We start from the raw sequence: 23,974 nt of genomic DNA, 5'->3' as shown, positions 1-23,974 counted from the left end.
ATTAATGTTTATAAGGTTGAAACGTAATCGCCTGCATCGTCGTAAAATTCAATTGTGCATCCCCTTGTATCTTTAGCATAAATTAAATCACCGTCTGCACCACCTAAATTATTTGTTGCTAAAGCTATATTTACTCTTATTAAGCATCCTGTTTTTATGTTGAAAAACACAATATTGTCGCCGGTGTTATTTCCTAAAGTAAGGGACTTTATTATATTTATTTCTGTAGCGTTACTAGATTCGGCAAATGCTCCATACTCTACAGATGTTGCATTTGGGAAATCAAAAACTTCAACACTTGTGTTTCTAAATGTTTGATTTCCTACCACTGTTAAGGGGGCGCTGAAAGAGGTCATGTCTGTACAGTTTCTAAAGCACCCAGAGCCGGCACTTGTTAATGATGTGCTATTAAAAAGTGTTATTCCCGACCCTTGAAAAGCAGATGTGCCTAATGATGTAATTATATTATTTACAACAGGTTTGTTTAAATTTGAGGTATTGTAAAAAGCAAAGTTACCTATCGATGTTAAATTTGAGAAATATATAAAATCCTCTAAAGATGTGTTATAAAAACAATAAGATCCTACGGATGTTATCGCCCCTCCAAAAGTTAAGTTTTCCAATAAATTAGAATCCCTAAAAACGCTACCCGATAAAACCCCACTAAACGAAGGTAAATTTATACTTATTGCGTCTGTTTCTCTAAAGCATCCAAACCCTAAGACATTTGCATTATTGACTTCAATAATACTTATTGGCGCTTTATAAAAAACGCTTCCGCCTATAGTAGTAGATGCGTTAAATTTTGCTTCGTTAAAATTAACAGCTTCTCTAAAAATTAGATTATTTGTTATATGTGCTTTTAATCCTAAGTCGATATAATACGTTATATTTAAATCATAGGCAAAGGCATCTAATATAAGGTCATAATCTACGTCAATAAAAAATTCAATATTACTTCCTATAACTTTCAGTCCTTTAATTTCGCTCTCAGTGACTGGTATTAAAGTGTCTTTATAGACCATTTTTTGAGAAACTAAAAAAGGAGTGTTTAAAACACTGCTTACCCCCCCTATAAAGGTATTAGGCAAATAACCCTTCTCTCCCGAAACTATTCCTGCTCTTCTTTTCATAACCATTCAGGTATTAAATCCCCCTTAAACTTTAAACGTATAATATGTCTCAATTTGTTTACCCATGTCCATTGCATCCATTTGCATCGTTCGAAAATTCTGTTTTCACCATAATTCAAGGCTAGCATAATACGTATAAAATAGAGGTCTGGTTGCTTACCTACGTACCCAATTTGATTAAGGTAATCGTGTATAAATGCGGCAATCTCCCAATAGTTCCCATTATTTTCTACAACAAAGGTTGCCCCGTCGTAATCCCATTTGTACAGAATAAAATTACGCCATGCATGTTCCAGAGCATTTTCTATCCACTCTATGCCATTACACTGTTGTAACAGGTCTTGGTAAATATTTTTTTGTTCGGTCTTATTTAGGTCGCTATATTTCATTTGCTAGTATAAAAATGTTATCTAATTCGGTTTCTGTTATTCCTAGTGCTGTGGCTAATGCGTTTAATTGCGCATCTTCACGTTCGTAAAATTCGGCATAGTGCCATTTTGTAAGCGTGGTTTCTCGTAAAGCTTCGTCGGGGATACTTGCTATTACGGCTTCAATACTTGCTAATGAAACTCCACTTTGTATACATGCTAACCTAAAATGGAGCTTCTTTACACTAGAAGGAATAAGGCTCTTTTGGTAGTTTGTAATTTCTTCTGGTGTTTTATCACTAATTGCATAAGCATAACATAATTCTTCGTTTTCATTTATGTAATCGCTTAACGTATTGGCTTTATTTTGCGTTGCCACATCGTAAGGCAAATGCACTACGTTACGCCAACCGTCGGCATCGTGAAGGTCTGTACGGTTGGCATAACCGCCATCTATCTTTTCTACACCACAAAATTTGTTAGGTAGACTTGTTAGAAAACCACTTTGTTGTAAGTGAGGATTCTTTTCTGCTATTTCAGGCGTTATTTTAAGGGCTTTGCTCATTCTGCTGTTCCGTATGTTGTTATTATTTGAAGTCCACCAACTGCAGTATTATACATGTTTACAAACACGGTGTTTTTTGTGCCATCTGCTTTAAATTCCCCGCTGGTAAGTGTAGCATTTACGACTCCAAAAGTTTGGGTTGTTGTGCTTTTTACCGTTCCAGTAAACGCTTTTGTCTTTCCAACTGCAGGCAGATCGGTAATGGTTACACTTGTGTTGCCTGTTAGTGTAAAATCGAAATGAGCTACTGCGTTTGCGCTTAGGTTTATTGATCCGGTCGCAGTTGTATTTTCTAATACTGAACCGCTTATTTTTTCTTCTAGGAAGCTTGAGAGTAGGACATAAACCGTATCGAAATACGCTTTAAAATTAGCCTTCATGTTAGCATACGAAATTCTAAACCAACCCAGTGTTGCATCTTTAAAATTAAATTCGTCTGCATCTACTAAAGAGGTGTCTGCAGCAGATGGAGCGTTCATGTTGTCCTGATCAAATGCATTGGCTTCTTTACCGTCGGGATCGTAAGTTGCTTTGTCGAAATACCCGCTTAAATCTATTGGGGTACCACCACCACCTTCTCCAGGAACATATGGCATGATGCTTAATTCTAGCGAAGCATCTAAAAGAATATCTGCATTTAAAATAGTAGGGCCAACACTTACTTTACAATTAGATCCTGTAAAGGTCATTGCTGTTATACTTGCAATATGAGTGCGTGTTTGGGTTTTGTTATAAAACACTAAACTAAAATTGAACGATGCTTTTAAATCGTTAAATTTTGCTAGGTAACTACTAAATCCGGTATTAAAATAAAAATCGGTAACATAACCAGAGGTTCCATTATATTGCAGGTTTAGTTTTTCGGCTTCTGGAAATACAGGTGCCGTTGTGCTTTTGGCACTAACAGTAAACGATCGGTAAGATAAACTAGATGTTACTGCTACAGCTTCTCCAGCTGTAAGCGTTCTGTAATCTGTAGCGATGTTACCTGTGGTAAATCCTAAATATTCGTAATAGGTTTTATTGGTGGTTACGTATTGCAGGAATCCAACGGTTTGGTATTCCTGATTCTCTACTAATTCGGCAGTATTAAGATAATTATGTTCTATAGGCTTGTTTGCCGATATTAAATCTATACCCAATATCTTTACCAATTCGGCTTTGCTAACTTGGTAGCTAGAACCATCTGGATGCTCTGTGTCATCATCTTGATCTACCACATAGAACTGCAAATTATTACTTGCAGTATTTGCAAGCAAAGGTTGCCTATCTGTTAATCTGGAAATATCTGAATTCTCCTCAGCCATTGGTATTAAATTTTATCAAACTTAATCCTACATGGCCATTTTATTTAAGACATGAAACCTACACGTAATTTAGTCCGCGATTACTTACCGCAGTCTGTACTCGTCGGCATGTTGCATTACTTTTTATTTCGCGTTCGTAGTATTTCTGAAGCGTTTGTTTAGAAAATCCGTATTCTAATAAGTTGTATGTGTCCAGGAACACTGTAAGCGCTTCGGCAACGGTTCGTTTTTTTTCGAATAATGTCGTTTGCGAAGATGATGCCGTGTACCCAATTACAAAACTGGTAAGCGCCATACGAAAAACATCTTCTAAATAATCATTAATAAGTTTTGCACCCGATTCTGGCATACGCAAAAAGGTATGCTTACCGTTTTGCGCCTTGTAAATATGACCGAAAAAAGAAGAGCGTTCCCGATTCTGAATAGATAAAAATGCCTGAAAGTTTTCTATACGTTCGGGCCTATCCGACTTTACCAATAAGAGACGAATAATTTTACCCAGATTAGATCGGGTAGAGATTTTGGCGGCTTTTACTTTTTTCGTTAAATACTGAGCCTCGATACCTTCAAATTCCTGATAAAAGAACGGAATAAGGTGGGGCCTTATATTTACAGGCACTATAGATCTCGACATACACGAGGTTGGTTTAAACATTAAACGCGCCTCCGTCTTGGAATACAAACTGTAGTCCATCCTGAAACGCAAAATTAGATTGAATTATGAAGCCTAAAGACTTCGTGCTTTTTTGTGTATATGTGATTTGTGTACGTTTTTCGTCGCTTGAAGTTTTACACTTAGGTGGCGTATTTTGGTAGAGATCGTTATCTCCGAAAAAGAATTTTGATTTATTTGTTAGCTGGATGGCTAAAAACTTTACACGCTTAAACTGGTCTATGCGTTCACCTCGAAAGGCGTCTGTAGTAGGTAAGATAAATACAACCTGTTGGGTGTAGATGGTGCCTTGTGTCGTAGTTTCTGAAGATTCTTTAACCTGAATAGATCCTGAACTTACATAAAGTTCATCTTCTACAGCATCGGCAAGCGTAACATTAAAGAATCGTCCAAGCGCATCACTTACTGAGGGTGTTGAAATGGCGTTAAAAAATAAGCCGATTTTACAAACTGTAGGCGAAGCAGGAACACGTTTAGAATTATCTATACTCACAAGGACTTTTTTAATTTACTTAAAAGTATATCTTTTGAACTTAATATACAAATCTGTATAGTTTTAAGTTTTGAGTCTTCCTGTCAATATTCCCTATAAAAAACTGTAACTCTGTAACCTTGCTTTGAAACCCTTATAAACACTCACTTTTTTAGTTACAACCATTTTGTAACCGAGAGGTTAAAGGAAAAACCATTTTTGTAACCTTTTCTTTAGTTACATTTTTTTTGTAACCTTAGTTACAATTCAATTATAAAAATGTAACCTATAAATCCCTTTAAATACAGGGTTTTCCGTGATTGGTTACAAAGTTACAGTTTTTTTTTACTAGAACTTAGAGGGGTAAAAGGGGAGATTCCCACAGCCCGCATTTGGCCTGTTAGGCGCTTTTAATAATTAGTGTCCCGGGGCGGCATATAATAACGGAGAATTACGCTTCGCTGTATTTATTTAATTACTGTCCAGGAGTGGCATATTGGAATGGATGTTCTTAAAGGAAGTCTCTTCTATATAAATTGATACGACTTTGTATCAATTCAGGAGCTTATTTAGTTTCTCTGTTTATATTTGAATATATAATATTTAGGCCTTTTAAGAAGGGCGCAAAAAAAGTAAAAAATTATGACTTTAGGAGAAGAAACAAGTAAAACGTTATACAGCAATGTTGATAAGTTTGTTCTGTAATCCGAATGTTTCGTAGTAATTTTACATCCGTTGGTCGTCAACGGCTTGAACAAAAAAACCTGAAGTGTCCGCTTCAGGCTTTTGGGAGAGATTTTATTAACCTCAAAAAAATATATTTCGGAATGGAAATAATCTGTTTTTTTATTTTGGCAACGGCTTTCGTTAAAGCTGTTACTGAATTAATCAAAGCAACTAAACAGTAAAGTTTAGTTGATTAATCGTTTAAAACAGTCCCTAGAGTTTTTCTCTGGGGCTTTTTTGTTTTTATATTCGATACAAATATATAACATATATTAAAAATAGGACATCTGGTTTTTAATTTTTATTAAAAAAATAGGACATCTGGTTTTTTGACACCTTAAACTAATCTGTTTAAAATCAATAATATCTTAAATATTCGAACAAACATTCGCTACCGTCTAGCATAACCATATCGTCTGGTAGCTCTGGTATAATAACATTTACTTTTAGTTTTATTAGTGTGTATTTACCGTTTGGAGACACGGTTAAAGTGTATGTTTTGCCTTTAAATTCGTTATGTATCATTTCTAATACAGGCTCGTCTTTTATAACGAATACAATTTCTGTGTTTGCTGGAGGTGGTGTTGGTGTGTTTTTATCCATGAGTTTAGTTGTTACAAGTCCATAACCTTTTAGATTCGTCTACATACTGGCTGTCTATAATTAGTTTTTTTGCCTCTAATAGATTATCTATATAATCGCATTCGTAGGCCGTGTCTTTTGGTCTTTTGCAAATTTTTTCAGCTTCATCTTTAGTGAATTTGTGAGCGTTATTAATATCGCAAGTATATCCATTACGTCCTTTTTTCCACCACATTAATGCGTTTCCTAAATACCCTTCGTTTCTTATATAATACATAGTCTTATTTTTAAATGATTAATAGACAGGAAAACCAGTTACATGGTTAATCCTTCTTTCCCAAAATGGAAGGTTGTGTTGTGGTTGTGGTTTAGGTTTAAGACTAACGGCTTCTCTTTTAGGAGAACCACTGCGATGGTATTTGCCTATAATGTGCTTTAATTGTTCTGGAGAGAGCGTTAAATTATTTAACCGCATAAATTTTCTGACTCTAGAATAAGGGACATCAAGCTTCGCACACATATCGTTCATAGATGTTGTGGTGTAATTATTGGTTACGTAGGTTTGTTCGGTTGGGGTTAGTTCTGCTTTGTTACGTGGTGTTTTCATAAGTGTATTGTGATTTAGTCGTTGGTGAAAAAAACAGGAGGTGTGTTTATACGTATGTTGTAGTGAATTAACATCTTTCTCTGCAAAGACCTCTACAGTTATGTTTACATTCATTTCCTGTATCAGTACAGATATTAGGAGAACTCACCACAACACTATCTATAGGTAATGTTTGCCCTTTAGGTTCGTTATTAATTATATCTCTAAGTCTTTTCACAAAGTCTGTATTTCTATTTTCTCCATAAACATCAATCAGTCTATTATGTATAAACTCTAGGTGTATTTTATCTTCTATATTCATAATTCATTTATTTTAATTCGGGCAATCACTACCCATAGATTTAACATTAAGGTGCATTAGAGACACATCACTACAACAATTCCAATTATTACAATTAGTACTATTGTCGGTAATATAAAATCACCAGCAGTATCCTGCCCTACAATCATTGGGTCATTTACTAAATCATCCCAAGCCATATAATCTTCTTCTTTAAGTTTGTCTAAATATTCTTTATCGATCATAATTCAAATAACGCACCCTAACACTTTATATAAATAAGTGGTTGGTGTGCTTGGTCTTTAAGGTTAATATTTAATGTTTGTTTTGTGCTTGTGTACGGTATTTTTTCCTTCGGAAAAACCACCTATTCATATAATTTAACGTTATCTCTCTAAATAAAACCTTTAGCAAAATCCCATATAATCGGAATTAAGCACAGGGTAATGAATACTATAATAAACGCTACTAGACAGTCTGCTAAATTGGTTTTTGGTTGTGGTTTCATAATGCTTTTAGATCGTTTAAAAATTCTTGGACTACGATTTTGTTTATCTTCCAGTTTTGTGCCATAGAGTATTGTGTAGACTTTACAGCCGAATTTATTCTGACTTCGCAGTCTTTTAATTCTTCTTCGTATTTTTTAATTAAGTCTTCTATTGTCATAAGATTGTAGTTTTAAAAATTAGATACTTTACTTAGGTACTCTTCGGTGTTTTCTTTTACTTTTTTACGTTCCCTTTCAATAATTGGTGCCCATCCAAGGGCTTTGTTCCAAATAATATTTATCCCCATGGTTAAGACTTCTGTGGTGTCTGTGCCATTAATTTTTAACTCGGGATTGTAAGTGAAAACACCTGTTTTAAGTGGACGTTCGCGTTTGTTTAATCCGAACTGGCACCAAATACCGTTTTCGTAACCACGTTTTCTTGCTTCTCGAGCTAATTTTGTTTGCGTGGCCATTTGCGCTATTGTCAATGGTTTCCTCATACTCGCTTTCTTTTTGTTTTAGGCTTCGGAACCATCACTTTAAAGGATTGCTTATAAGGATCGAACTTGTACTTCGTTTTACAGCAATAGCATTCTAAATCGGGCATACAGGAATCAATATCTAAAGATTGGGTGCTTTGATTTTCGGTGTCAATCCTGCTTTCGTTATATTCTCTAAATGCTGTACCGCACTTAACACAGGTTATCACTATAGATGCGCGAATAGTTAACGACACTTTATCTAATGGGATATTGTTTTTTAGAGCCGTCTCCAGGTTCTTATTTCGTTTTACAACTAAATCTCTATGGAGTTGATTTGTTAGGTCTAGCGGTACTTCGCTTTTGTAATAATCGAATGGTTTGGTCATGATATTTGTATTTAATTGTTATTAATCGCTTCAATTAAAAGGTTTTGATTTCTAATAATTCTAGGGTTGTAATTGTATCTTAAATAATCAGTTAACATCATCTGTTCTGACAGATATATGTAATCAGTTAGTTTTATGGAGTGAATAAAATCTGCTCTATCTATTCGAAATCTAAAACTACCATCAGGATTCTGTTTTTTAATCCTGCATTCAATATCTATATATTTTATAAATTCATTGTTTTCATATCTTGTGCAAACAGGCCAAAAGCAACTGTCCGGATCTATTAACCATTCACCATACAATACCGCAAAAGAATTTATCATTAATTGTTCATTTTGATTAAGCTTAATATTTAAGAAATCTATTAACTTATCGTTTTTAACCGTTTGTATTACTTTATTTTCTAATCCCATATTAAAATGTTTTTCCGCAGACTTTACAGCTTTCAATCGTATCAAATTCATCTTGAGGAACGCATGGCTTTATAGCTTGTCTAGGACTGCAGTTAATTGGTTTTCCGTTATTGATTTTAAATTTTTGGGTTTTACCCTGGATCTTTAAATACGTAATTTTCATTAAGCCTTACGTTTTAATTCGGTAGCACGCATCATGTATAGCTTACTCACTACAGGCCTATATGTTTGGGCTCCTATAATATTTAAGTAGCCTATAATTCTGCTAGCCTGGTCTAATTCTGAAGGGGTTTTGCAACCTGAAAAAATGGCTACAATTTCATCGTCTCTGTATGTTATGGTTCCGGTCATGATTTTATATTTAATTGTTATTGTTACGATCTTTAATTTCGAAAAGTGAAGCAGCTACATAAACCATAGTCTGACGCATGTACATCCGGAGCTCGTTCCAGTCGGTATCTTCATGTATTTGATACTGTCTGTTATCTACCTCGCCATCTTTTATACTTTTAAGCCAGTAAGGTTGCCCGATTTTAGGTACTGTTTTGTTTATCACTCTTCCGTTTTCGGTTACAAAGGCAGTCGTTTTAAAATCGGCTGCCGTTGCTACTCGTAATTTGATTTCTACGTGTAGAAAGTCTTGGTTCTGTATTGCTACTGTTTCCATAATTAAAAAGGTAAGTCGTTTTCTAAATCGTCGGCAGATTGCTTAGTAGCATCTGTGGTTGAAGCTGCAATGGCTTCGTCTTTTTTAGGTACTTTACTTTTTATGTAAAACACTTCCTTAGTTTTTCCGTCAACCTTCTGCATTTTTCTGCCATTTTCGTCCAATCCAATTTCCTCTGGATTAAAAATCCATTCGTTGTATTTTGCGTAAGCAGCTAGTTTTTTCTTAAATGAAGTCGAAGAGAATTTTAAACCGGTTTTCTGCTTTAAATCTTCGAAGGCTAAATCTTTAACTACGAAGTTGTCTAGGTTCTTATGTGTTTCTTCACCTCGCATCTCGTCGGTAACCATATCTGCAAAAAACACATCTGCCCAGTCCTTAAATGAAGCTCCCATTTCGCTTAATAGATTACGCATGGACACATTACCCATTGGTGGATCTATCTTTTTATTCTGAGCCAAATAAAACTGTATACATTGTGCGCAGAAATTGTAAAACTGATTCCATTCTTTAGTGTCCCATTCCTTAAATAATGTTTTACCATTAAAATCGTCTGAAACAGAACGGCTTTCTCTATACTCGTTATCCTGGTTAAAGTGGTAGTAATCTGAAAATACAACGTACAGTAAACGACGTGCTAAAGACGGATCTAAATTGTTCGGAGGATAGTTAGAACTAAAAGCCATTTTCGGCACCTTATCGAAATTGATTACGAATCGTAAACCATTTTTATTATTCACTTCTAAATCTCCAGTTATGGCAGAGAAAAAGAAACCATAGTCTAAATACTGATTGCAATCGTCTACCAATATATAGTCTGTGTCTTCTGTAATACCGTGATAAATAAAATCGTCGCTCGTTTTTTTTGGGTCACGCCCTGGTATATAATGGTTCTTTTTTAAGAGTTGTTGAATCGCTTTTTGAAACACCGATTTTCCAGAACCCCCATGGCTTTCAGAAATATCTGCAAGCTTATTGTCCATAGCATAAACTGCCCATGGTTTGTGTGGCGATTTATAAGTATGAAGCATGTAACCAAGAGCGAAAATTTTATTTATTAAATGCTCTTTTTGTTCCTGACGTTCTTCTGGTAAAAGGTTAGGTCCTGCTATATTAAATTTGTTTGCTTCTGTATAAGCAATGGCATCTTTAGAAGATGGATCTCCTAGGTTCTCTTCAAATTCTTTGCGCCAATGCACACGAGAAGCATTCGTTAGAAACTGCAAAAACATATTGTCTTTAGCATGAATTGCGATATCCGGATTACCATGCACATCTTTACTTATTGTAAACTGTGGAGCTGTTTCCAATAGAACATTGTGTTCAATCTTTTTGTTTTCCCAAATAAAACGATCTACATCACCTCGGTTAATTTTTTCGATTGCTGCAGGTGTAATCTTTAAAATAGCATTATCGAAAAACATGTATTGCGTATCACTTTCAGATGATGAAAATTCAATATTAAAAGCATCTAATTTGTTTAGTGAATTCGCATTTAATTGTTTGCTGTAAATTAAATCGCGGAGCTCGATAGGTAACTGACGGCTTTTTAAGAAGCCATGCACAAAGGTTTCAATCTCTACAGGCAATACTTTACGCACGATGTTTCCATCTAAATGCACAAAGTGGTATCCGTCTTTTGTATGCTCGTCTTTAATTCTGCCGAAGCCGTTAAGCTTTAAAAAATTGTAGAATTGCGTGTGACGGAAATTAAATTTTAATCCTGTTTTAGTGTAAATCTTTGTCCAAAACTGCGCAGGTAAAGCATTCTCGATTAACTTCTGTAAACGGTTAGAAAATGAAGCAAATTCGCCTTCTTTGTAATAATTAACTACAAAATCTTTAAAATCTTTACATGGGTTACCACGTTGGTCTTTTTTTAATTTTAAATAGCTCGGTAACATCAAGATTTTAATATCCAAATAAGTAAGCGCTAATTTTTGCGCCTGCTTTACACCTGTAGAATCTATATCTGCTATGTAAACAATTTCTTTAGCATAGGTTTGTAGTTTACGGTATTCTTCAAAATTTAAGGTTTCACTTTCTGAGTTAAACCAAATAGGGAAGTAGCCAAAGCTTCTTAAATTAAGTCCGTCGCTTCCTCCAGATACTATAAATGCATAATCTACACGCGGGTCTTTTTTCTTACCTGTTTGCGCTTCGCCTTCCTCGTTAATGGCATCGTCCATCTCTTCATTCTCCAGGCGTTTTTTATTCTGCTTGAATTGGTTCTCTAATAAATCCATTCCGTATATAAAACGTGCAGGTTTCTTTCCTACAAAGCTGAAACGGTATTGTTTATTAAACGCTAATGGCTGATAGATTTTTGCCCAACCTTCATGGTCGAATGCATAAATAGGAAACGTTTCTGTAGCTCCTAATACAAAAGCTTCGGTCGCTTTACAAAATGTATAATCACTAATAGCTGTTAGGCTAAAATCGTGGCAATGTGAAGCTTTAACTGCAGGACCAAGTAGGGCTAATTCTTCAACCGTAAATTCAGGTTTTAATGTCAATAGATAATCCTTTGCTTTTTCGGCTTCCTTTAAAGGCCTAGTTTCCCAAGTTGGCTTAACTTCCGTCCACGCTTTATCACTTCCTTTTACACGAAATTGGGATGCTAAAAACTGAACAGCTTCTGCAAATGTTTTATCGGTTTCAATCATAAACCAACCAATAGAATTACGCTCTTTTTGGTCGCCACCAAAGTCTGTAACGTGGTAATGCCCATCTTTTAACCGTAAGCTTGCCGATGCTGTTTTCTCGCCAACACGAGCTTTAAATTTTTTATCTCTAGAAGTAAGAGCATCATCTACTTGAGGGAAAACTAATCTTAAAATATCTAATCCGTTATCGGTCGCATTAATTACGTCCATCCATTCTACGTATGCCATAATTATATGCCTGAATTAAAAGAGTTGATACTTGGTTCTAGTTTATCATTAAAAAATGTAGCTATTGGATAATCTATTTTAGCTTGAAGAAACTGTAATTCCTTCCTGTTTACATTAATTAATTTTTCGCGTTCTAATTCGGTGAATAGATCGCTAGTTTCTATTTGTTTGATTCGGCTTTTTACCGTGTTTATTTTAGATTGAGTATTCATTCGAATATTTATTAGATACAATTAATAATGAAAGCGAAAACAGTAATACCACCGATTATGAGAAGGCTATACATTGCACATTGATAATCTTTAGCTGTTTTGTTGTAAGGTTGTTTCATATTAATTGTTTTAGATTTTTTTTAAAACCGCCGATTAAAGCGGTTTTCACATACATATTGCTCACATAAGCACTTGAAAGAACGTAGTATTAAGCTGTCGCTTAAATAAGGTTTAGCAAGACTGCAGCAATTACTGCTTCTGGCTTTGTTTGTATATCTAATTTTTGGTATAGCTTTCTTTTAAATACATGAAAAGAACCTAGAGGCATATTCATTTCTTCGGCTAGGTTATCGTTCGTTAAAGAAGTGTGAAGTAGTTTTAGCAATTTGATATCCATGTTAGTTAAAGGATTGCCTTTGTATGAAATTGATTTACAAACTTTACCTTCTCCTTTGCAAGATCCGCGAAGTGGGCAATCCCAATATTCGCCTTCTTGCAGTTCCATGTCTTTAATGTCTGGAGTGAAATCTAATCCACCGAAACGGCATTTTACAAAGTTTTCGTGGCGTTTCATTTCTGAGTCCGGGTGCCATTCTTTTAGAATGTCATTAGCTTCTGGTTCTGCAACCAATGCATCTTTTAATACTTGGTGATATCCATATGGCAAATCGTGAAAATCTATCATAGCACCATTGTTAAAGGCTTTGACTTGATTGTTATGGTTGAAAAATTCGAGGTTAGAGCATGCAAGCCCTGGGTAGATACGTTGTGTGGTCATAAGTATATTGTTTAAATGTTCTCTAATGTCTTTTGCAGTTTCACTTTTGCTTTTTTATTCTCGATCGCAACTTCTAGAATAGCATTGAAGATTACTGCGTTTTTAAATGTGCCAAATTTTACCTGTCGAATAGATTGCAGAGGAACAATAACACCTTCGTCAAGAAGCTTTTTTTCTACTTTTTTAGAATATCCGCTAGGCAAATGATTTTTAAGTAAATCTTTAACCTTTGCTCGTTTATGCGAATGCACATCGTAGAGTGTGTATAATTTGTTTAAATTTGTCATAATTCGTTAAAACTTATATACAAATATATACACATAAGTATATAATAACCAAATTATATTCAGAAAAGTATATAAATAATTTTCTATATGGAAAAATTCGGCCACAAATTAAAACAGTTAATTAAAGAAGAACATAAGACAGTATCTGCCTTTGCAAAGAAAATAGACATGAATTATACTCAAGTCTCCAGGTACTTGAATGGTGACAAACCAAGTGTCGATTTTTTAGAAATTGTAATGCGCGAATTCCCAACCTTAGATTTAAACTGGTTGTTGCGTGAAGATTCTAGAACAGATCTGCAGCTCTTAAATGAAACTCAAGGAGCGTACGAATCGCCTGTAAATAATGAAGATTTAATAATGGGAATGGAGAAGCTTTTAAACCAGTTAAAAAGCAATTTGTCACAAAAATGACACACACCAAAATAATGTATACTGATTATTAATTAGTTAACTCTTATGTAGGAGTCCCTCTGCGCCCACAAGCAAATAAAAAAGCTTCTCATTTTTTGAGAAGCTTTTTTTGTTTTTAATAGTATTGTAATCTTAGATTAAATCGAGGATGCGTTCTAATCTCATACCTCGTGAAGCTTTGATCAGAACAGTAGATTGTTCTAAGTCCGATGGGATCAAGGCGTTTTTAAAGGCCTCAAAAGTATCGTATGCTTGTATTTTGTTTGAAGTTGTTTTGGTTGCATTGAAAAGTGTTCCAACAACGATCACCTTGTCTATATTTAGACTGTCTGCCAAATCGATAATATGTTGGTGTTCTTGCTCCGCAGTTTCTCCCAACTCAAACATATCTCCAATAATGGCGATCTTTTTAGAATCTTTTAATACATGAAAGCTTTCTAAAGCAGCCTTCATACTGGTTGGATTCGCATTATAAGCATCAAGGATTATTTTAGTGTCCCCTTTTGTTATTATTTGAGATCTATTATTTGATGGCGTATACCCTTCAATAGCATCCTTTATACTCGTGTTTGAAACTTTAAAATAAGATCCGATAGCTATTGCAGCAGAAATATTCGTGAAATTGTATGCTCCAATTAGCTGACTTTGTACCTGTAGATTTTCGTAGCTGGTAATAACAAATGGATCTGCATTTATTAGATCGATAACCGTTTCTGTGTGTGTTGTTTGATCACCAAAGGAAACCGTTTTAATGTCGGCTGTTATTTCTATTTGTTTATCGTCTTTAGCATTAATAAAAGCAAGACCATTAGTCAATTTTAAAAAGGCATATAATTCCGACTTCCCCTGAATAACACCTTCAATGCTTCCAAAACCTTCTAAATGGGCTTTACCGAAGTTCGTGATATATCCAAAATTAGGTTTTGCTAGTGTGCAAAGAAATTCTATTTCTTTGAGGTGATTTGCACCCATTTCAACAATGCCTATTTCTGTCTTATCATTCATAGAAAGTAGCGTTAAGGGCACGCCAATATGGTTGTTTAGATTACCTAGGGTTGCTGTGGTTTTATATTTTTGAGAAAGGACAACATTTATAAGTTCTTTGGTTGTTGTTTTTCCATTACTACCTGTAAGCGCTATAATAGGAATGTTTAAATAATCGCGATGATAAGATGCTAAATTTTGTAAAGTCTCTAAGGTATTGTTAACTACGAATGTCTGTCCTGGAATGTGGTATTCAGAATCGTCTATTATGGCATATTTAGCACCGTTATCTAATGCTTTTTTAGCAAATGTATTCCCATTAAAATTATCGCCTGTTAAAGCAAAAAAGAGGTCGTTTTCTTTTACTAAACGTGTGTCTGTACATACGGTGTTGCAACCTAAAAACAGGGTGTGTAAATCTGATGTTTTCATAATATAAATGTATAAAAAAAGTCCTAACACTAGGTTAGGACTTTTGAAATAGAATTGATATTTGTGTTTAATTTCTCGATTTTGTCTCTGATCTCGTTTTAGAACCTACTCTAGACATTGCACATCTAAATCCGATGTAGTCTGTCGCCATATCTTGTGGGAAATAACGTCTTTGTGCAGGGTCTAACCAGTATTCTCTATCTTTCCAAGAACCTCCTTTATATACGCGAACTTCATCGCTAATTAGAGAGGTTTTGTTGTTGGACTTGTCGTATTCTCTAACAATGTTTCCTGCTGAATCTCTACTTGTAGAGTTTTTAGGAGAATGATACATGTTATTTGTTTTCGAGTCATCGCCATTAAAGTCTGCATAGTAACGTGAAGAACGTTTATCACCATCTCTAAAATCACGGTTATCACTTGTAGAGAAGTTAGATCTTAAATAAGTGTCATTGTCGTCAATAGGAATCTGTAATAGATCTCCAGGTAAATTTCTAGCTACAATTTTTCCGTTACTTAAGGTGTCGTATACCACATTGTCTGTAGTTACTATTTTTACTGTTCCGTCTTCGTTAATTGCATTTTTAGTGTAGACATTACCTCTATAGTAGTTAAAGTCATTAAAGTCATCATCAACTATTGGGCGATACACATCGGCTACCCATTCGGCAACATTACCTGCCATATCGTAAAGTCCATTGTCGTTTGGCTCATAAGTTTTAACGGCAGCAGTAATATCTGCATTATCGTCAGACCAACCAGCTATTCCACCGTAATCACCTTTACCTTGTTTAAAGTTTGCCATTTGGTCTCCCATTGATCTACGTTCTGAAGAACGTGTATATTGTCCGTCCCATGGGTATTTTTTTCTACCTCTGTACGTATTATATTCTCTTAACTCTGAAAGGCCAAGAGCTGCATATTCCCATTCTGTTTCTGTAGGTAGTCTGTATGAAGGTGTAAGGATTCCTGATTCACGAGTTGCGTAAATATTTGACTCGTTTCCATCTTCATCAGTTCTTACATTTCCTCCTCTACCGGTTGTTTTTATCTCTTCGTTTCCAGCAAAAGTTTGTGATGGAGCATTGATGTATGCACCTGTACTAAAGTTTGAAGTTGCAGTCGATTCTGTAAGTAGAGCATCTTTATCTAAATATCCTGCTCTAGCTAGGTTATATTCATTAACACGGTCTGTTCTCCATTTTGAAAACTCTACAGCTTGTATCCAACTTACTCCAACTACAGGGTATTCTGCATAAGCAGGATGACGTAAGTAATTGTCGGTCATAACTTCGTTGTAACCTAATCGGTTTCTCCAAACTAAAGTGTCTGGTAATGCACCGTTATATATCGCTCTAAAGCCTTCTGTTGTTGGTGGGAAAACACGTTTTAAATGATCTAAATATTCAAGATACATGATATTGGTAACTTCCGTTTCGTCCATGTAAAAAGATTGAACGTGTTGCTGTGTTGGAGTATTATTCCAATCATGCATAACATCATCCTGAACTTGACCTTTTGTATACGTACCTCCTTCTATAAACACCAATCCTGGAGCTGTTTCTTGTTCTCTGTACTGAGTGTTGTATTGAAAACCTCCATCTCTGGAATTAATTTCCCATCCTGTCGCCCTCGAACTATTCTTCGAATCAGAATTTTTACAGCTAATAGCGGCTAAAGCGAGTGTTAAGATTAACATGCCCTTTATAGTTACTATGTTTTTCATATTCATACTTTTGAGTAAGCAAAATGTTTTATTTGGTGCCGCAATATATGAATTTAACCGCATACTGCAAGCGTTTAAGATGTTTTTGAATTAAAAAATCGTGCGCTTTAACTTGATTTCCAGTCATTATATCGATGTTTTTTTCTGCAGATATTCATGTCCTTGTGTACGGTAATAACGCTCGTTTACTAAATTATTATTGTACTTTTGACTCGTTTCTTAAATTAAAACTGAGGTTTTATATTTTTATTGTATGTTAAACGTTATTTAAATAATGAAAAAAACAGCTGTTTTACTACTAATATTCTTTTCTTTTATAGGGTATTCCCAACAAAAACAATTTCAACTAAATTGGAAGGGATATAATACTATTACATCAGGTGGTTTTACTATTCAGGTACCCGGGTTTAATGCAGATAATTTCGATTTTAGTGTTGAAGATGGTTTGAGATTTGTTGCGCAATGGGAATTGAATACGGCTTTAAATGAAAACTCTGCCAAATTAGAAGATGTCATCTACACTTCAATTTCGAAATCAGAATTAAAAGGCCTTGATATATCTACTATTCCTGAAGCCTTGGAATTTAAACTTTTTAAATCGGAAGCGCGCTTTAAATCCTATGGGGTTTTAGAAGTCTCTCCTATTATTAAGGATGGTGAAAATTCATTTAAAAAAATCACGTCTTTTAAGTTAACGTATGCAACAACAGATTCCCGTAATAGTACAAGTCGAAATATTGCGGCCACCAATAGGGTGTACAGTTCCGTTTTAAAAACGGGTGATTGGTATAAGTTTTATGTGGATACTACAGGTGTTTATAAATTATCTAAATCGTTTCTGAAAGATTTAGGTGTCAATGTAAATAATATAAATCCAAAGCAATTAAAGATATATGGTAATGGTGGACAAATGATGGCTTATAAAAATTCGGAAACCCAATATTTTGATATTACCGAAAATGCTATAAAAGTGGTCGGAGAAGACGATGGTTCTTTCGATGATAGTGATTATATATTGTTTTATGCTGTGGGACCAAAAGGGTATAATGCCGAAAGTAATACGAACATAAATAGTTATACCACGAGAACATCTTATTTCTTAAAGGTCGATGGAAACGACGGTTTACGAATTCAGCCCTTTGTAAGTTCGGCAAGTCCTGCTAATATAATTGTAGATACACATCAGACGTATCTATTTCATGAAACAGACGATTATAATCTGGTTAGTGTTGGACGTCGTTGGTTTGGAGATCGTTTTGATGTGTCCTTGGATAAATCTTTTAAATTCAATGTACCCGATTTAGTAACTACAGAATCTATAGCATTTAAAACTTATGTGGCATCCACTTCAGATAGTCGTTCCACGTTCGAGGTATCTGTAAATGGTTCTTCTCTGGGGACCTTAAGTCTTAGTGGGGCAAGTGATCCTTCTTATGCTAGTGAAGCTTATATAGCTAGAAATATAGAAAGTAATAGCTCCGATATTACAGTGGACTTAACATACAACAAGCAGGGTAACCCTAGTGCTTTAGGTTATATAGATTATATTTCGATAGAAGCAACTCGTGATTTGCGATTTTACGGAAAGCAATTCGGATTTTATAATAATAAGGTCGCTTTAGCTAGTGGAGTGGTTGAGTATCGGGTAGAAAATGCGTCAAATCTGTCTGAAATATGGAATGTTACCAATCCTTTTTCGATATCATCATTGTCAAATTCCGCTTCAGAAGCAGTTTTCAGTTTTAAGCGTCCAGCTGGTGGTTTAGAAACATTTGTTGCGGTAACGTCATCAGATTATTATGTACCAGAACAAGATTCAAACTCTAGAGTCGAAAACCAAGATTTAAAGGGATCTGTTTTTTTAGATGAAAACGGAAATTTTCAAGATGTAGACTATATTATAGTGGCCCCCACAAATTACTATTCACAAGCGGTTCGTCTAGGCGAAATTAATAAAACACAATACGGTTTAAATGTAAAGGTCGTTACCTTGCAAGAATTATATAACGAGTTTGCTTCAGGAAATCAGGATATTGTTGCCATTCGAAACTTTGTAAAATATGTATACGACAATGCCAGTTCGCAAGATAAGGCATTAAAATATTTATGTATGTTCGGGGATAGTTCTTACGATTATAAAGGACGCCTATCTAACAACCAAAACTATGTGCCGTCATGGCATGCGTATTCTAGTTTTAGTTTAACAAGTTCTTTTATTTCAGATGATTTTTATGGAATGATGGATGAAAATGAAGGTGCTATGGTAAGCTCAGATCGTTTAGATATTGCAGTGGGTAGAATTCTAGCAGATAATCCAAACCAAGCAAAAACTATGGTCGATAAAATTGAACGCTATTACAGCGAACCGTCTTATGGAAGATGGCGTAATAGTGTGGTTATGGTTTCTGACGATGTGGATGAGTCGTGGGAGTTTATTCTTGAAGAAACCACAAATAAGATTGCGGATGAGATTTCAGAAAAAAAGCCATTTATAAATGTTACCAAGATTCACTCTGACGCTTTCGAACAAGAATCTTCTGCGGGAGGAGATCGGTATCCAGCAGTAAATGAGGCTATGGTAAATGCGATGGAAACCGGTGCATTAGTTGTAAACTATTTTGGTCATGGAGGAGAAGATGGATTGGCTCATGAGCGTATCTTTCAGCAACCAGATGCAGATGATTTAAACAACACCTATAAGATGAATTGTTTTATTACGGTGACGTGTGAGTATACACGTTTCGATAATCCGTTACGAGAAACAGGAGGAGAGATTATGTATTGGAATCCTGATGGAGGTGCGATTGGATTACTCACAACAACACGTCAGATTTTTGTTAGTGTAGGTATAGATTTTAATACAATTTTAAGTGAGTATCTATTTTCTTATAATAGTGGCGATAATTATTCGGATAATGAATATCCATCTATGGCGGAAGCATTGCGTTTAACTAAAACAAATCCTGCTGTGTCAAGTTCTAGTCAGAGACATCTAGTGTTTTATATTGGAGATCCAGCGATGAAATTAGCGATACCTGAGCCTAATATAAAACTCACTGAGATTAATGGTAAACCCATTTCTGGAGAGGTCGATACTTTAGAAGCTCTGGGGAGAATGTCTTTTTCAGGAGAAGTTGTCGATACTGCTGGAAACCTGTTAACAGATTATAATGGTGTGCTTGCATCTACTATTTACGATAAAGATATAAATAGGAGTACACTGGGAAACGACAGTGATTATATTATGGATTTTACAACACTTGGGGAAATTATTTTCAGAGGGCAAGCGTCGGTAACTTCTGGTAAGTTTAATTTCGATTTTGTAGTGCCTAAAGATATTGGTGTTCCTATTGGTTATGGTCGAGTTAGTTTTTATGCCAAAACAGATAGTCCTATTCAAGATCAGAATGGTGCAAGTATAAATACCATAAAAGTAGGTGGGATAAACGAAAATGCTGTAGAAGATAATATTGGACCCGTTGTAAATTTATATATGAATGATGAAAATTTTGTAACAGGCGGGATTACAAACGAATCACCATCGTTATTAGTGAAATTAGAAGATGAAAATGGTATAAACACAGCGAGTGGAATTGGGCATGATATTGTGGCAATTATAGACGGCGACGAAACAAATCCATATGTTTTAAACGATTATTATCAGACAGAAGTGGATGACTATCAGAGAGGTGTGGTGACGTATCCGTTTAAGAATTTAGAATCCGGAATTCATACATTAACAGTAAAAGCATGGGATGTTTACAACAACTCATCGGTATCCGAAATTCAATTTGTAGTACATAATCAAAATGAAGAACTGGTGATTTCAAATGTATTAAACTATCCAAATCCGTTTGTAAATTATACAGAATTTTGGTTTAATCACAATAGTTCGGGCCCTTTAGACGTTTCTATACAAATCTTCACTGTCTCCGGGAAATTGGTAAGAACAATTAATGGACAAACAAGTAACAATGGTACATCATCATTATCACGAGATGTTGTTTGGGACGGAAGAGATGATTTTGGAGATAAAATAGGAAAGGGAGTTTACATTTATAAACTTAAAGTTAGATCTGTATCACTTAATAAAACAGTCGAAAAAATAGAGAAACTTGTTATCCTATAATAAAAATATATATTTGTTAAATAAACTAATTTAAATGAAAACAACACTATTAGCAATTCTTTTTGTCTTACTAGCCATTAATGTTCATGCACAAGATCCAACAGTTATAATTCCAAATGCTAACGATTCTAGAGTCATCACTACGGGAATGCCATTTTTATTAATCGCAGCAGATGCTAGAGCAGGAGCTATGGGAGATATGGGAGTTGCAACCTCTGTAGATGGGTTTTCTCAACAATGGAACAATTCGAAATATGCGTTTTCAGAAGCAAAATCAGGGGTGGCTTTAAGTTATACACCGTATTTAAGTAGTTTAGTGAACGATATTTTCTTAGGAAGTTTTACGTATTATAACCGTATAGACGAGAGAAGTGCGTTTGCCGGAAGCTTTAGATACTTTTCTTTAGGAGAGATTCAGTTTGTAGATAATGAGAATTCTACGCCTTTTGATGTAAAACCATACGAATTAGCTGTAGATGTTTCTTATGCTTTAAAGTTGAGTGATCAATTCTCAATGGGGGTTGCGATGCGTTATATGCGTTCGGACTTAAGATTAAATATAGGGAATAACGACGCTTCTGCGGCAGGTACATTTGGAGTAGATATTAGTGGATATTACCAAAGTGAAGAAGAAGCTTACAACGATTTTAATGGGCGCTGGAGAGGTGGATTTGCCATTCAAAATGTTGGTCCTAAATTTAAATATGATGAAGAAGGTTTCGAAAACTTTCAACCTACGACCTTGCGTTTAGGGGGAGGTTTTGATTTTATTTTAGATGAATATAATACCATCTCTGTAACTACAGAAGTTACTAAATTATTAGTGCCGACTCCTCCAATTATGGGAACCGAATATCAATATACAGATGAAAATGGAAATGGAGTATACGACGATGGTATTGATACATTAGGAAGCCAAGAGTCTACAAATAATGGTGTTATATACCAAGGACAGTCAAGTGACGTCGGGTTTATGAAAGGAATGTTCCAGTCGTTCGGAGATGCACCAGGCGGTTTTAAAGAAGAAATGCAAGAGTTTACATGGGCGTTAGGAGCAGAGTATATGTACCAAGATTCTTTTGGGTTTAGAATGGGGTATTTCCATGAAGCCGAAAACAAAGGAGCACGTCAGTTTTTAGCATTAGGAGCAGGCTTTAAATACAATGTAATTAATATAGATTTATCGTATTTATTCTCGACTTCAAAAATACAGAGTCCTTTGGAAAACACATTACGTTTTTCTTTAACGTTTAATTTAGGAGCAGGGACATATAGAGAGTACTAAATACTATTTTAAGTACTACGATTTTTAAAAAACTATTGCATCAAGCAATAGTTTTTTTGTTATAAATAGTTTTATATCTTTAGTAAAGACAACTTAAGATGTTTTTTAATGAAGATAAAAAAAATAGAAACGCAATTTGAAGTTTACGACGATGTCAACGAACTTCCAAAAGACGTTTCAGAATTAATGGCAGAAGCCGTTAAAGCGCGTCTACGTGCGTACGCTCCATATTCAAAATTTTTAGTAGGTGCAGCCATTTTATTAGATAATGGTGAGATTATTACAGGTAATAATCAAGAAAACGCGGCGTATCCATCAGGCTTATGTGCAGAGCGCACCGCGATATATTATGCAGGGTCTCAGTATCCAGAGGCTAAAATAATACGGATGGCTTTAATAGCGGGGTCTGTTAAGAATAAAACAACAATGCCAATACCTCCTTGTGGCGCATGCCGACAAGCCATTTCAGAATACGAAATTAATCAAGATTTGCCAATAGATATTTACTTTATGGGTGAGTCTGGGGAAGTGATGCGTTCTAAGTCGTTATCAAATTTATTACCTTTAGTCTTTGAAAAATCAGTATTATAAATTTTTTATGTAATTTTTACGAGATTCAGCTTTTTGGTTAACCACGAATGTGTTACTTTTGTTTCTCGTTTTTAAATTAACGCTACTCATGCAAAAAATCACAAAGGAAACATACATTAAATGGTATGAAGACATGTTGTTTTGGAGAAAGTTTGAAGATAAACTAGCTGCAGTATACATTCAACAAAAAGTAAGAGGATTTCTACATTTATACAACGGACAAGAAGCCATATTAGCAGGTGCTTTACATGCTATGGACTTGTCTAAGGATAAAATGATAACCGCCTATCGAAACCACGTACAGCCAATTGGTATGGGTGTGGATCCGAAGCGTGTTATGGCAGAATTATTCGGAAAAGCAACAGGAACATCTCAAGGTTTAGGTGGATCTATGCACATTTTTTCTAAAGAACACCGTTTTTATGGTGGACATGGAATTGTTGGAGGTCAAATTCCTTTAGGTGCAGGTATTGCTTTTGGTGATAAATATCATGGTAGTGATGCTGTAACACTTTGTTGTTTTGGTGATGGTGCTGCTCGTCAAGGGTCACTTCACGAAACATTTAACTTAGCAATGTTATGGAATTTACCAGTTGTTTTTGTTTGTGAAAACAATGGTTATGCAATGGGGACTTCTGTTAAGCGTACTGCTTCTCACGAAGATATTTGGAAATTAGGTTTAGGGTATGAAATGCCTTGTGGACCAGTAGATGGAATGAATCCAGTAAAAGTTGCTGAAGCTTTCGATGAAGCTATTCAGAGAGCTCGAAGTGGAGGAGGACCAACTTTCTTAGAATTAAAAACGTACCGTTATAGAGGTCACTCAATGAGTGATGCGCAACATTACCGTACAAAAGCTGAAGTAGAAGAGTACAAAAAAATAGATCCTATTACACAGGTAAAGGATATTATTCTTTCTAAGAAATACATGAAAGAAGAAGATCTTAAAAAGATCGATGCAGACATTAAAAAACGTGTACTTGAATGTGAGAAATTTGCAGACGAGTCTCCTTATCCAGAGAAGAGTGTAATGTACGATGTTGTCTACGAACAAGAAGATTATCCATTTTTACAACATAAAATATAAG

The 23,974-nt window shown here is 35.1% G+C and carries 28 protein-coding genes; 5 read left to right on the top strand and 23 right to left on the bottom strand.

Going from position 1 to position 23,974, the window contains the following annotated elements:
- Positions 1-8: 8 nt before the first annotated feature.
- The 21 genes from ACFFVB_RS18370 to ACFFVB_RS18270 form a co-directional block, all read right to left on the bottom strand.
- Positions 9-1,133, bottom strand: coding sequence for a leucine-rich repeat domain-containing protein (locus tag ACFFVB_RS18370; RefSeq protein ID WP_382384733.1), 1,125 nt, complete (start codon positions 1,131-1,133; stop codon positions 9-11).
- Positions 1,130-1,522 (bottom strand): hypothetical protein, encoded by a 393-nt coding sequence (locus ACFFVB_RS18365; RefSeq protein ID WP_382384732.1) that lies wholly within the window; start codon positions 1,520-1,522, stop codon positions 1,130-1,132. Before ACFFVB_RS18365 ends, ACFFVB_RS18370 begins: the two co-directional genes overlap by 4 nt.
- Positions 1,512-2,066: a hypothetical protein gene (locus ACFFVB_RS18360; RefSeq protein WP_382384730.1), complete on the bottom strand. Its 555-nt coding sequence runs from the start codon at positions 2,064-2,066 to the stop codon at positions 1,512-1,514. Before ACFFVB_RS18360 ends, ACFFVB_RS18365 begins: the two co-directional genes overlap by 11 nt.
- On the bottom strand, positions 2,063-3,373 hold the full coding sequence (locus tag ACFFVB_RS18355; protein WP_382384728.1) for a hypothetical protein: 1,311 nt from the start codon (positions 3,371-3,373) through the stop codon (positions 2,063-2,065). Before ACFFVB_RS18355 ends, ACFFVB_RS18360 begins: the two co-directional genes overlap by 4 nt.
- A gap of 58 nt (positions 3,374-3,431) precedes the next feature.
- Positions 3,432-4,007 (bottom strand): hypothetical protein, encoded by a 576-nt coding sequence (locus tag ACFFVB_RS18350; RefSeq protein WP_382384726.1) that lies wholly within the window; start codon positions 4,005-4,007, stop codon positions 3,432-3,434.
- A 13-nt stretch (positions 4,008-4,020) separates the two neighbouring features.
- Positions 4,021-4,539: a hypothetical protein gene (locus tag ACFFVB_RS18345; protein ID WP_382384725.1), complete on the bottom strand. Its 519-nt coding sequence runs from the start codon at positions 4,537-4,539 to the stop codon at positions 4,021-4,023.
- A 1,062-nt stretch (positions 4,540-5,601) separates the two neighbouring features.
- The gene (locus ACFFVB_RS18340) at positions 5,602-5,847 is read right to left on the bottom strand and encodes a hypothetical protein (protein ID WP_382384723.1); all 246 of its coding nucleotides are present in this window, start codon (positions 5,845-5,847) and stop codon (positions 5,602-5,604) included.
- A 4-nt stretch (positions 5,848-5,851) separates the two neighbouring features.
- Positions 5,852-6,103: a hypothetical protein gene (locus ACFFVB_RS18335; RefSeq protein ID WP_382384722.1), complete on the bottom strand. Its 252-nt coding sequence runs from the start codon at positions 6,101-6,103 to the stop codon at positions 5,852-5,854.
- Positions 6,104-6,121: 18 nt separating this feature from the next.
- Complete coding sequence (locus tag ACFFVB_RS18330) at positions 6,122-6,433, bottom strand: hypothetical protein (protein WP_382384721.1); 312 nt, start codon at positions 6,431-6,433, stop codon at positions 6,122-6,124.
- 67 nt (positions 6,434-6,500) lie between these two features.
- Positions 6,501-6,734: a hypothetical protein gene (locus tag ACFFVB_RS18325; protein WP_382384719.1), complete on the bottom strand. Its 234-nt coding sequence runs from the start codon at positions 6,732-6,734 to the stop codon at positions 6,501-6,503.
- Positions 6,735-6,790: 56 nt separating this feature from the next.
- Complete coding sequence (locus ACFFVB_RS18320) at positions 6,791-6,958, bottom strand: hypothetical protein (protein ID WP_382384718.1); 168 nt, start codon at positions 6,956-6,958, stop codon at positions 6,791-6,793.
- A gap of 259 nt (positions 6,959-7,217) precedes the next feature.
- Positions 7,218-7,379, bottom strand: coding sequence for a hypothetical protein (locus ACFFVB_RS18315; protein ID WP_382384716.1), 162 nt, complete (start codon positions 7,377-7,379; stop codon positions 7,218-7,220).
- 12 nt (positions 7,380-7,391) lie between these two features.
- Positions 7,392-7,703, bottom strand: coding sequence for a hypothetical protein (locus tag ACFFVB_RS18310; protein ID WP_382384715.1), 312 nt, complete (start codon positions 7,701-7,703; stop codon positions 7,392-7,394).
- Positions 7,700-8,071: a hypothetical protein gene (locus tag ACFFVB_RS18305; RefSeq protein ID WP_382384713.1), complete on the bottom strand. Its 372-nt coding sequence runs from the start codon at positions 8,069-8,071 to the stop codon at positions 7,700-7,702. The genes ACFFVB_RS18310 and ACFFVB_RS18305 overlap by 4 nt, the downstream gene beginning before the upstream one ends.
- Before the next feature lie 11 nt (positions 8,072-8,082).
- Entirely contained in the window at positions 8,083-8,487 is a 405-nt protein-coding gene (locus ACFFVB_RS18300) for a hypothetical protein (RefSeq protein WP_382384711.1), read from the bottom strand.
- A gap of 162 nt (positions 8,488-8,649) precedes the next feature.
- On the bottom strand, positions 8,650-8,838 hold the full coding sequence (locus ACFFVB_RS18295; protein ID WP_382384710.1) for a hypothetical protein: 189 nt from the start codon (positions 8,836-8,838) through the stop codon (positions 8,650-8,652).
- A 10-nt stretch (positions 8,839-8,848) separates the two neighbouring features.
- A complete protein-coding gene (locus ACFFVB_RS18290) occupies positions 8,849-9,154 on the bottom strand; it encodes a hypothetical protein (RefSeq protein WP_382384709.1) in 306 nt (101 codons plus the stop codon).
- 2 nt (positions 9,155-9,156) lie between these two features.
- Positions 9,157-12,048, bottom strand: coding sequence for a hypothetical protein (locus tag ACFFVB_RS18285; RefSeq protein ID WP_382384708.1), 2,892 nt, complete (start codon positions 12,046-12,048; stop codon positions 9,157-9,159).
- 2 nt (positions 12,049-12,050) lie between these two features.
- A complete protein-coding gene (locus ACFFVB_RS18280; protein ID WP_382384706.1) occupies positions 12,051-12,260 on the bottom strand; it encodes a hypothetical protein in 210 nt (69 codons plus the stop codon).
- A 220-nt stretch (positions 12,261-12,480) separates the two neighbouring features.
- Positions 12,481-13,038, bottom strand: coding sequence for a MalT transcriptional regulator family protein (locus ACFFVB_RS18275; RefSeq protein ID WP_382384705.1), 558 nt, complete (start codon positions 13,036-13,038; stop codon positions 12,481-12,483).
- Positions 13,039-13,049: 11 nt separating this feature from the next.
- On the bottom strand, positions 13,050-13,325 hold the full coding sequence (locus tag ACFFVB_RS18270) for a hypothetical protein (protein ID WP_382384704.1): 276 nt from the start codon (positions 13,323-13,325) through the stop codon (positions 13,050-13,052).
- Positions 13,326-13,412: 87 nt separating this feature from the next.
- On the opposite strand from ACFFVB_RS18270, the gene ACFFVB_RS18265 reads away from it, so the two are divergent.
- On the top strand, positions 13,413-13,739 hold the full coding sequence (locus ACFFVB_RS18265; RefSeq protein ID WP_382384703.1) for a helix-turn-helix domain-containing protein: 327 nt from the start codon (positions 13,413-13,415) through the stop codon (positions 13,737-13,739).
- Positions 13,740-13,871: 132 nt separating this feature from the next.
- Here the strand turns inward: ACFFVB_RS18265 and ACFFVB_RS18260 are convergent, their stop codons facing one another.
- Positions 13,872-15,155, bottom strand: a complete 1,284-nt coding sequence (locus ACFFVB_RS18260; protein WP_382384701.1) for a UDP-N-acetylmuramoyl-tripeptide--D-alanyl-D-alanine ligase — start codon at positions 15,153-15,155, stop codon at positions 13,872-13,874.
- 67 nt (positions 15,156-15,222) lie between these two features.
- Entirely contained in the window at positions 15,223-16,887 is a 1,665-nt protein-coding gene (gldJ, locus tag ACFFVB_RS18255; protein WP_382384834.1) for a gliding motility lipoprotein GldJ, read from the bottom strand.
- 268 nt (positions 16,888-17,155) lie between these two features.
- Between gldJ and porU the strand changes: the two genes are divergently transcribed.
- The 4 genes from porU to pdhA all read left to right on the top strand — a co-directional run bounded on the left by porU (position 17,156) and on the right by pdhA (position 23,973).
- A complete protein-coding gene (gene porU, locus ACFFVB_RS18250) occupies positions 17,156-21,010 on the top strand; it encodes a type IX secretion system sortase PorU (protein ID WP_382384699.1) in 3,855 nt (1,284 codons plus the stop codon).
- 34 nt (positions 21,011-21,044) lie between these two features.
- Positions 21,045-22,295 carry a type IX secretion system outer membrane channel protein PorV gene (gene porV, locus ACFFVB_RS18245; protein WP_382384698.1) on the top strand — a complete coding sequence of 417 codons (1,251 nt, stop codon included), beginning with the start codon at positions 21,045-21,047 and terminating at the stop codon, positions 22,293-22,295.
- A gap of 108 nt (positions 22,296-22,403) precedes the next feature.
- Positions 22,404-22,886 (top strand): cytidine deaminase, encoded by a 483-nt coding sequence (gene cdd / locus ACFFVB_RS18240; protein WP_382384696.1) that lies wholly within the window; start codon positions 22,404-22,406, stop codon positions 22,884-22,886.
- Between the two features lie 88 nt (positions 22,887-22,974).
- The gene (gene pdhA, locus ACFFVB_RS18235) at positions 22,975-23,973 is read left to right on the top strand and encodes a pyruvate dehydrogenase (acetyl-transferring) E1 component subunit alpha (RefSeq protein ID WP_382384695.1); all 999 of its coding nucleotides are present in this window, start codon (positions 22,975-22,977) and stop codon (positions 23,971-23,973) included.
- Position 23,974: the final 1 nt, after the last annotated feature.

Source organism: Formosa undariae (genome assembly GCF_042427615.1).
Classification (GTDB): Bacteria; Bacteroidota; Bacteroidia; order Flavobacteriales; family Flavobacteriaceae; genus Formosa; species Formosa undariae.
This window is presented reverse-complemented; position numbering and strand designations above follow the sequence as displayed.

What these genes read in the sequence shown, in the direction of transcription:
- cdd (WP_382384696.1), top strand. Translation starts at nt 22,404, where the DNA reads ATGAAGATAAAAAAAATAGAAACGCAATTTGAAGTTTACGACGATGTC.
- ACFFVB_RS18330 (WP_382384721.1), bottom strand. Translation starts at nt 6,433, where the DNA reads ATGAAAACACCACGTAACAAAGCAGAACTAACCCCAACCGAACAAACC.
- ACFFVB_RS18370 (WP_382384733.1), bottom strand. Translation starts at nt 1,133, where the DNA reads ATGAAAAGAAGAGCAGGAATAGTTTCGGGAGAGAAGGGTTATTTGCCT.
- ACFFVB_RS18315 (WP_382384716.1), bottom strand. Translation starts at nt 7,379, where the DNA reads ATGACAATAGAAGACTTAATTAAAAAATACGAAGAAGAATTAAAAGAC.
- pdhA (WP_382384695.1), top strand. Translation starts at nt 22,975, where the DNA reads ATGCAAAAAATCACAAAGGAAACATACATTAAATGGTATGAAGACATG.
- ACFFVB_RS18365 (WP_382384732.1), bottom strand. Translation starts at nt 1,522, where the DNA reads ATGAAATATAGCGACCTAAATAAGACCGAACAAAAAAATATTTACCAA.
- porV (WP_382384698.1), top strand. Translation starts at nt 21,045, where the DNA reads ATGAAAACAACACTATTAGCAATTCTTTTTGTCTTACTAGCCATTAAT.
- ACFFVB_RS18295 (WP_382384710.1), bottom strand. Translation starts at nt 8,838, where the DNA reads ATGACCGGAACCATAACATACAGAGACGATGAAATTGTAGCCATTTTT.
- ACFFVB_RS18320 (WP_382384718.1), bottom strand. Translation starts at nt 6,958, where the DNA reads ATGATCGATAAAGAATATTTAGACAAACTTAAAGAAGAAGATTATATG.
- ACFFVB_RS18340 (WP_382384723.1), bottom strand. Translation starts at nt 5,847, where the DNA reads ATGGATAAAAACACACCAACACCACCTCCAGCAAACACAGAAATTGTA.
- ACFFVB_RS18280 (WP_382384706.1), bottom strand. Translation starts at nt 12,260, where the DNA reads ATGAATACTCAATCTAAAATAAACACGGTAAAAAGCCGAATCAAACAA.
- ACFFVB_RS18350 (WP_382384726.1), bottom strand. Translation starts at nt 4,007, where the DNA reads ATGTCGAGATCTATAGTGCCTGTAAATATAAGGCCCCACCTTATTCCG.
- ACFFVB_RS18265 (WP_382384703.1), top strand. Translation starts at nt 13,413, where the DNA reads ATGGAAAAATTCGGCCACAAATTAAAACAGTTAATTAAAGAAGAACAT.
- ACFFVB_RS18260 (WP_382384701.1), bottom strand. Translation starts at nt 15,155, where the DNA reads ATGAAAACATCAGATTTACACACCCTGTTTTTAGGTTGCAACACCGTA.
- gldJ (WP_382384834.1), bottom strand. Translation starts at nt 16,887, where the DNA reads ATGAATATGAAAAACATAGTAACTATAAAGGGCATGTTAATCTTAACA.
- ACFFVB_RS18275 (WP_382384705.1), bottom strand. Translation starts at nt 13,038, where the DNA reads ATGACCACACAACGTATCTACCCAGGGCTTGCATGCTCTAACCTCGAA.
- ACFFVB_RS18305 (WP_382384713.1), bottom strand. Translation starts at nt 8,071, where the DNA reads ATGACCAAACCATTCGATTATTACAAAAGCGAAGTACCGCTAGACCTA.
- ACFFVB_RS18325 (WP_382384719.1), bottom strand. Translation starts at nt 6,734, where the DNA reads ATGAATATAGAAGATAAAATACACCTAGAGTTTATACATAATAGACTG.
- ACFFVB_RS18355 (WP_382384728.1), bottom strand. Translation starts at nt 3,373, where the DNA reads ATGGCTGAGGAGAATTCAGATATTTCCAGATTAACAGATAGGCAACCT.
- ACFFVB_RS18270 (WP_382384704.1), bottom strand. Translation starts at nt 13,325, where the DNA reads ATGACAAATTTAAACAAATTATACACACTCTACGATGTGCATTCGCAT.
- ACFFVB_RS18285 (WP_382384708.1), bottom strand. Translation starts at nt 12,048, where the DNA reads ATGGCATACGTAGAATGGATGGACGTAATTAATGCGACCGATAACGGA.
- ACFFVB_RS18335 (WP_382384722.1), bottom strand. Translation starts at nt 6,103, where the DNA reads ATGTATTATATAAGAAACGAAGGGTATTTAGGAAACGCATTAATGTGG.
- ACFFVB_RS18360 (WP_382384730.1), bottom strand. Translation starts at nt 2,066, where the DNA reads ATGAGCAAAGCCCTTAAAATAACGCCTGAAATAGCAGAAAAGAATCCT.
- ACFFVB_RS18290 (WP_382384709.1), bottom strand. Translation starts at nt 9,154, where the DNA reads ATGGAAACAGTAGCAATACAGAACCAAGACTTTCTACACGTAGAAATC.
- ACFFVB_RS18310 (WP_382384715.1), bottom strand. Translation starts at nt 7,703, where the DNA reads ATGAGGAAACCATTGACAATAGCGCAAATGGCCACGCAAACAAAATTA.
- porU (WP_382384699.1), top strand. Translation starts at nt 17,156, where the DNA reads ATGAAAAAAACAGCTGTTTTACTACTAATATTCTTTTCTTTTATAGGG.
- ACFFVB_RS18300 (WP_382384711.1), bottom strand. Translation starts at nt 8,487, where the DNA reads ATGGGATTAGAAAATAAAGTAATACAAACGGTTAAAAACGATAAGTTA.